The following is a 6,459-nucleotide window of genomic DNA, read 5'->3' as shown; positions in this document are numbered from 1 at the left end:
TACCGCCGTCCATTTGTGCTGCACCAGTGATCATGTTTTTAACATAATCCGCGTGTCCTGGACAGTCTACGTGTGCGTAGTGACGTGCTGGAGTGTCGTACTCGACGTGAGAAGTTGCGATTGTGATACCGCGCTCACGCTCTTCTGGAGCGTTATCGATAGATGCGAAATCTTTAGCAACACCACCGTACACTTTTGCAAGTGTAGTACAGATAGCAGCAGTTAGAGTTGTTTTACCGTGGTCAACGTGGCCGATAGTACCAACGTTTACGTGCGGTTTCGTACGTTCAAATTTTTCTTTAGACATGGGGTGTCCCTCTAGGTACGGATTAGGTGGCTTAAAATAAGACCACGCAACCAAAAAAATGGTTTTCTTTATTAAAGGAGAAGAAGCTTTAGACTGGTGCTAATACCCAGAGTCGAACTGGGGACCTCACCCTTACCAAGGGTGCGCTCTACCGACTGAGCTATATCAGCACACAAAATGAGTTGGAGCGTGCAGCGGGAATCGAACCCGCATCATCAGCTTGGAAGGCTGAGGTAATAGCCATTATACGATGCACGCAACACGTAACTCTGTTTGAGCTATTTAACCTTTAGAATATGGTGGAGAGGGACGGATTCGAACCATCGAAGGCAGTGCCAACAGATTTACAGTCTGCTCCCTTTGGCCACTCGGGAACCTCTCCAAATTTTGAGCTTTCTCTCGCTTGCCTTATAGGAAGGGAGAAAGTGGTGCCGACTACCGGAATCGAACTGGTGACCTACTGATTACAAGTCAGTTGCTCTACCTACTGAGCTAAGTCGGCACAAGTGGGGCGCATTTTATTGAATGATTTTCCACCTTGCAATAGTAAATTGAAAAAAAGTGCAAAATTCTCTGACCAAACTCCTACATACGGCTATTTAGCTCAAGGTTTACGTCTTTAACCCGCATCTAGTACAGGAAGATATTTTATTTATCTATCGCTTGATGTATTTTCCATGCACTTGTTTTGTTATCCACTATAGAGTTTTGTATGAGCCCATTTATGTCATTTGACCGCGAACGTTGGTCTGAGCTAAGGAATTTAGTTCCGATGACACTTTCTGAGAGCGACTTAAAAGAGCTTCAAGGCATCAATGAAAAGCTCACAATGGAAGAGGCAGTAGAGATCTATCTACCGTTATCTCGTCTATTGAACCTCTATGTGGCAGCCAGACAGAATAGAAACTCGGTACTCCACCAATTTCTAGATAAGAAAGAGAAAGCGCCACCTTTTATCATCGGTATTGCGGGTAGCGTAGCTGTTGGCAAAAGTACCACTGCGCGTCTGCTTAAAGCCCTACTCTCTCGCTGGGAAAACCACCCAAAAGTTGAACTAGTGACAACCGATGGCTTTTTATATCCAAACGAGGTGTTAGAAGAGAAAGGGTTGATGAGCAAAAAGGGCTTTCCTGAATCTTACGATATCAAGCGTTTAGTGAACTTTGTTTCGGATGTAAAAGCTTGCAAGAGAAATGTCACAGCCCCTGTTTACTCGCATCTTACGTACAATATTACTGATGACGTTAAGTGCGTCGACCTACCAGATGTGCTTATTATTGAAGGGCTTAATGTTTTACAAACCGGAATGAATTATCCACACGAGCCACATCGCGTGTTTATTTCAGACTTCCTTGATTTCTCACTCTATGTTGACGCTGATAGCCAACAAATCAAAGAATGGTACGTCAATCGCTTTATGAAATTCCGCGATGGCGCGTTTACTAAGCCTGGCTCTTACTTTAGTCATTACACTAAATTATCGAACCAAGCCGCATTGGACAAAGCAGAAGGTATCTGGAGTTCAATTAATGGCTTGAACCTTGAACAAAATATCCTTCCGACAAGAGAAAGGGCTCACCTGATTCTACGTAAAGGCGCAGATCATATGGTTGAAGAAGTGTTACTAAGAAAATAGTAACGCCTTAGTCGCCTTTTCTTAGCGATATCTCGCCACCAATATAGCTCTCGACACCATTCTCAGTTTTGAGCAATACAGCACCTTGTTCATCGATGCCTTGAACAACACCTTCAATTTCTCTAGGTCCAATGATCAATCTAACATTGCGACCTAAGAAATTATCCAAGCGGTTCCAACGCTCTAAAAAATTGGACATTCCTTTCAACTCGTAGTCGACAAGTGACTTATCCCAAGCATTGATCAGAGCCTGCGCTAACTGGTTACGGTCTGGCACCTTCCCATCACACACTTCTTTAAGGGAAGTCCATGGCTGGCCAATACCTGATGTTGTTGGATCCATGGATAGGTTTAGCCCTAAACCAATCACAATATGCGCAGCGCCGCCAGACTGTCCTGACAGCTCGACCAAGATACCTGCAAGCTTCTTGTCATTGTGGTAAAGGTCGTTCGGCCATTTAAGCTTTACACCTTCTACGCCCATCTCTTCCAAAGCTTCAACAACAGCTACACCAACCACAAGGCTTAAGCCCATTGCGGCAGCCATCCCCGCGTCGAGTCTCCAATACATTGAAAGATAGAGGTTTGCACCAAATGGTGATACCCACTCTCGTCCACGGCGTCCACGACCCGCAGCTTGATATTCAGCAATACAGACAGAACCCGATTCGAGGGTGTTAGTGCGCTCTAATAGGTGTTGGTTTGTAGAACCTATGATGGGAATGAGTTCAAGAGAAGCATCGCGACTAACTGCAGACAATTTGTCTTGGTCAAGCATATCCAAACGACTGGCTAGTTTGTAACCCTTGCCTTGTACTCGGTAGATATCTAAACCCCACTCTTGAATACCTTTAATGTGCTTACTGATAGCCGCTCGTGATACGCCAATCATTTCACCTAGGTCTTCACCTGAATGAAACTCACCGTCAGCAAGACATCTCAATAGTGCAAGCTTGGTACTGTGCTCTCTCATGCCAATGACTCCAAAGCCTTATCCAAGTTTGTCTCGCAGTCTCGTCCCATAAAGCGCACTTCATGTTCCAATCGAATATCGAATTTATTCAAAACGGACTGGCGCACTCGCTCTGCAAGCTTAAGGATATCCACAGCAGAAGCCTCATCATAATTGATAATAACCAATGCTTGGTTGGGGTGAACCTGAGCGCCACCTTCTGTCACACCCTTGAACTGGCATTGATCAATCAGCCAGCCAGCAGCAACTTTGATCATGTCATTACTCTCATAACCAACCATATTTGGATATAGAGCTAACAAGCGATCAAAATGATCTTTGGTGATCACAGGGTTTTTGAAGAAGCTACCCGCATTCCCTTGTACTCTAGGGTCTGGCAGCTTACTTGAACGGATAGCACACACTTCATCAAATATAGTGCGAGGGGAGAGCGTATCGGCTGCTAGGCTTTTTAACGGGCCATAGTGATTGCATGGCTCCCACTCTTTCGGCAACGTTAAACCAATCGCAACAACAATCGCTTTATCGTAGAGAGCGTGTTTGAAAATAGAATCTCGGTAACCAAAGAGACACTCTTCTTTGCTTAATCGCTTAACTGTATAAGTATCCAGACACAGGATATCGACATACTCGCATACGTCTTGTAGCTCAACACCATACGCACCAATATTCTGAATCGGAGCAGAGCCGGAACAGCCGGGTATCATTGCTAGGTTTTCTAGACCACCCAGCTCTTTATCCACACTCCACTCAACCAAGCTTGGCCAATCCTCGCCACCACTCACATGCAGTAGGTGATGACTGTCCGTCTCGGCCAGCTCAATCCCGGCTAATTTATTCACGATGACCAGGCCAGCGAAGTGCTCAGTAAAAAGCATATTACTGCCCTTACCCAGTATTAACTTAGGCAAAGCTGACCATTTAGGGTCTTTGTAAAGCGAAATAAGTTCTTCGGTAGTGGTGACTTCAACCAACGCATCACACGTCTGATCGATGGAAAAAGTATGAACATTTTTTAAACTAGCATTGAGATGGAATTGCATGGCGATATTCAATTAACTTACACTGCGGTCATTCTACAGCAGATAAACCAATGGCGCAGTGACTGAATGAACAATGTCATCATTACTCAATTAGACCCAGTAAAGGTTCCCCTAGTTAAACGTTTCTATAAAGAACATTACCCAACGGGAAAAGCGAATAAGAGTGAACTGATCTATTCGTTATTGCTGAATAACGAACTGTGCGGTGTCGTGCGTTTTCGTACAATAGAAAATAATCGCTTACTTACCGGTATGGCGATATCAAAACAACATCGTGGTCAGCAATTAGGCTCCCAGCTTATGGATTATTGTGCGCAACATACGCTTACGGAAGATGATTACTGCTTTGCGTACGCTCATCTCACCAATTTTTACGCGCGACACAAATTCGTACAAGTAGACCCTAAAGATCTACCAAATGGTTTAAGAGTTTTATACGAGCGCTATTCGAATAGCGGAAAAGATCTCATTCCTATGCATTATCAGCAAAATTGTTAGAGAATGCCTCGATTATCTAGTATTTGGTGCTATCCCTTTGGTAAAATTAAAGGTTCGCAATTTTGCATATTTTTAAGGTAAAACAGTCAATATGATTGCCAGTAGGAATCCATTCATACAGTTGCCAACCATAGCGCAGAATCCTGACAAGTTTGAAGTACTACTATCAGCGCAAGAGTTTCGAACTCGCCTACTTGATGAAATATCTCGCGCAGCGACTCGTATTAGTTTAGTCGCTTTGTATCTTGAAGATGATGAGGCTGGCCGTGAGATCCTAACTGCCTTATATGAAGCAAAGCAAAAGAATCCAGAATTAGACGTGAGCGTTTGTGTCGATTGGCACCGGGCGCAGCGTGGATTGATTGGCGCAGAGTCTTCTGAAGGCAATGCAGCCATGTATAAAGAGTTCGCAGAGAAATATCAACATTCTGTGCCTGTCTATGGCATTCCCGTTCGCGGCAAAGAAGTCTTTGGCGTATTGCACTTAAAAGGCTTTATCGTCGATGATAGCGTGATATACAGCGGTGCAAGCCTTAACAATATCTATCTGAATTACCATGACCGCTATCGCTTTGATCGTTACCATGTTTTAAACAATGCAGCTCTTGCTGACTCAATGTTTGCCTACGTACACGAACAGATGGTTGCGGACAGCGCTGTTTATGACCTGGCTGATAAGAACAAGCCTGCGACCAAAGAACTGAAACCAGCGATTCGTCAGTTTCGAGCATCATTGGCAAGGTCTCAGTATCAATTCGAAGGGCAAGAGGTTTCAGCAGAGCAAGTGGCTGTAACACCATTGGTTGGTATCGGTAAAAGACGTAACCGTCTGAATCAGGGAATCAACCAACTCGTCGCTCAAGCTAAAGATGAAATCTTCATCTGCACACCTTACTTCAACTTCCCACCTAGCCTAGCTAAAGAAGTGAAGAAAGCACTTAAGCGTGGCGTAAAGGTCAGCATTGTTGTTGGTGATAAGACAGCGAATGATTTCTTTATCTCACCAGAAGAAGAGTTTAAAACGATTGGTGGTTTGCCATACCTTTACGAACTGAACTTACGCCGTTTCGCTAAAGCGAATGAAGCTCATATTGCTAGCCGTAATCTATCAATTCGACTTTGGCAACACGATTCCAATAGCTTCCACCTAAAGGGCATTTGGGTAGATAAGCGCTACATGCTACTAACAGGTAATAATCTAAATCCACGCGCATGGAAGTTGGATCTAGAGAACGGTATCTTTATCCAAGATAACTACCATCACCTAACAGACAAGTTTCAGGCTGAAGTGGATAACATCCTTCAACACACTCAGCTTATCTGTACTTATAAGCAGTTAGACAAGGTAGAGAGCTACCCGATGGAAGTTCAGAAGTTGATTCGTAAGATCACTCGTGTGAAAGCCGATAGGGTGCTTAAGCAAATACTGTAGTCGATGTATTAGAGACACTATTTATCAACGCCTAGCAAACGCTAGGCGTTTTTGTATCTACGAGATAGCTATTTAGGTTTGTTTGATGGTCTTTCGAATCAACATCTCTATTTATGCACAGTGAGTGTGATAGCTTGAAGTGTTAAGCATCCTACCTTTTCCTTAGTCAGTCTCAGGGTTCCAGATACGTGTATCAGGTATGGTTTAGATAGCAGCTAAACGAGTACCAATACGAACATAATCGACAATTACCCTTTACGTATTCAAGCAATAAAGTCTCACTCCTTAGGGCGAAGTACGTACGCGATAGAGAATTTCACATAGTAAAACAATCAGATTAGTGCTCTGCTCTATTTAGCTTAAGAGTTAGAAGTGACCACCTATATTCCCAAGCAGCACCTCCCGATATATAGAGAAGTACTTCATAGCTAGCGATAAGGATCTACTACTAAAACCCAAAACACATACGCAGGAAACGACGAAAGCCTAGTCGTCAGACTAGGCTTTCTGATATGTGCCGGAATAGCATGAAGTGCAGGGGCTAGGTGTCTTTATACCAATTAAAGTAAA

The 6,459-nt window shown here is 43.8% G+C and carries 6 protein-coding genes and 4 tRNA genes; 3 read left to right on the top strand and 7 right to left on the bottom strand.

What is annotated here, in order from left to right:
- The 5 genes from AB4623_RS23550 to AB4623_RS23530 form a co-directional block, all read right to left on the bottom strand.
- The coding region (locus AB4623_RS23550; RefSeq protein WP_243645911.1) for a GTP-binding protein at positions 1–307 on the bottom strand (307 nt) is incomplete at its 3' end.
- 94 nt (positions 308–401) lie between these two features.
- Positions 402–477, bottom strand: a tRNA-Thr gene (locus AB4623_RS23545).
- A 13-nt stretch (positions 478–490) separates the two neighbouring features.
- Positions 491–565, bottom strand: a tRNA-Gly gene (locus tag AB4623_RS23540).
- 39 nt (positions 566–604) lie between these two features.
- Positions 605–689: transfer RNA gene (locus tag AB4623_RS23535), tRNA-Tyr, on the bottom strand.
- Between the two features lie 44 nt (positions 690–733).
- Positions 734–809 (bottom strand) — tRNA-Thr (locus AB4623_RS23530).
- Positions 810–1,019: 210 nt separating this feature from the next.
- On the opposite strand from AB4623_RS23530, the gene coaA reads away from it, so the two are divergent.
- The gene (gene coaA, locus AB4623_RS23525) at positions 1,020–1,943 is read left to right on the top strand and encodes a type I pantothenate kinase (RefSeq protein ID WP_017066910.1); all 924 of its coding nucleotides are present in this window, start codon (positions 1,020–1,022) and stop codon (positions 1,941–1,943) included.
- A gap of 7 nt (positions 1,944–1,950) precedes the next feature.
- Here coaA and birA read toward each other — a convergent pair whose 3' ends face one another.
- A complete protein-coding gene (gene birA, locus AB4623_RS23520) occupies positions 1,951–2,916 on the bottom strand; it encodes a bifunctional biotin--[acetyl-CoA-carboxylase] ligase/biotin operon repressor BirA (protein ID WP_017059800.1) in 966 nt (321 codons plus the stop codon).
- Complete coding sequence (gene murB / locus AB4623_RS23515; protein ID WP_102429266.1) at positions 2,913–3,959, bottom strand: UDP-N-acetylmuramate dehydrogenase; 1,047 nt, start codon at positions 3,957–3,959, stop codon at positions 2,913–2,915. Before murB ends, birA begins: the two co-directional genes overlap by 4 nt.
- 66 nt (positions 3,960–4,025) lie before the next feature.
- On the opposite strand from murB, the gene AB4623_RS23510 reads away from it, so the two are divergent.
- Together AB4623_RS23510 and pssA are read left to right on the top strand one after the other, a co-directional pair.
- Complete coding sequence (locus AB4623_RS23510; RefSeq protein WP_017059798.1) at positions 4,026–4,457, top strand: GNAT family N-acetyltransferase; 432 nt, start codon at positions 4,026–4,028, stop codon at positions 4,455–4,457.
- A 91-nt stretch (positions 4,458–4,548) separates the two neighbouring features.
- Positions 4,549–5,889, top strand: a complete 1,341-nt coding sequence (gene pssA / locus AB4623_RS23505; RefSeq protein ID WP_372147468.1) for a CDP-diacylglycerol--serine O-phosphatidyltransferase — start codon at positions 4,549–4,551, stop codon at positions 5,887–5,889.
- Positions 5,890–6,459 lie beyond the last annotated feature (570 nt).

This window comes from Vibrio sp. 10N.222.52.C12 (assembly GCF_041474215.1).
Lineage (GTDB): Bacteria > Pseudomonadota > Gammaproteobacteria > Enterobacterales > Vibrionaceae > Vibrio > Vibrio crassostreae_C.
This window is presented reverse-complemented; position numbering and strand designations above follow the sequence as displayed.